Source organism: Clostridium frigidicarnis, assembly GCF_900111985.1.
Taxonomy (GTDB): Bacteria; Bacillota; Clostridia; order Clostridiales; family Clostridiaceae; genus Clostridium_Z; species Clostridium_Z frigidicarnis.
This window is the reverse complement of sequence record NZ_FOKI01000112.1, coordinates 1-1,015: the sequence shown is the minus strand read 5'-3', so window position 1 is coordinate 1,015 and position 1,015 is coordinate 1. Positions and strand designations below refer to the sequence as shown.

General features: G+C 28.2%; 1 protein-coding gene. It reads right to left on the bottom strand.

Annotation, left to right across the window (positions count from 1 at the left end):
- On the bottom strand, positions 1-1,015 hold a 1,015-nt coding region (locus BM119_RS19525; protein ID WP_143087372.1), incomplete at both ends, for an AMP-binding protein.

Below are 1,015 nucleotides of genomic sequence, written 5' to 3'. Positions count from 1 at the left end.
TTCCTGGTTCAAATGGATTGTCTACAAATTTTACTTCAGTCAATTGTGGATTATTTAAGTAACCTCTAGCTACACCATCTCCTGATATACAAAGTTCTCCGGGTACTCCTATTGGTAATAATCCATTGTATTTATCAAGTACATATAGCTTATAATTAACCATTGGCTTACCTATTGGAATAATCTCTATTTTATTTATTTCTTTTGGATCTATTAAGTAAATACTAGAATCAACACAACATTCTGTTGGCCCATATACATTGTTTATACAAGGTTTATTTTCTCCTCTGAAATTTTTGTAGAACTCTCTTACTGTATTTAAAGGTAGCTCCTCTCCACCAATTACATATTCTTTAATTTTTAAGCTATACTGTTTAAATAAATCAGTATCACTTAACATCATTTTTATATGCATTGGAGTTCCATCAGAAACCTGAATTTCATTTTTTTCATAATAGTCTAGTAACTTTTTACCATCCCTTCTTGTATCTTCATCAACTATATATAGACTATACCCATTTAGTATAGCAACAAATATCTGTTTTACTGATGCATCAAAATAATATGGTGCTACTAAACATATCTTAAGATACTCATCATACTTACTATAAATCTTCTTATTTAATCCTAATATCAAGTTGCTTAAATTTCTGTGTTCTATCATTACACCTTTAGGATTTCCTGTTGTTCCTGATGTATATATAACATATGCTAAACTACTTGAATTATTTATTTTCTCTAGATTACTCTTTTCTCCACTAAATAAATATTCATTATATATGTCTATAAACTCATCTTCAATATTTAATCCATCAACTAACCTTTGCTCACTTAACAGTATTTTACTTTGACTGTTTGTTATTATATACTCTATTCTTTCTTTTGGTAAATTTGAATCTATAGGTAAATAAGCTCCTCCTGCTTTTAGAATTCCCATTATACCTATTATCATCTCTACAGATCTATTTACTATTATTGCTACTATTGAATCTGATTCAACACCTTTATCTCTTAA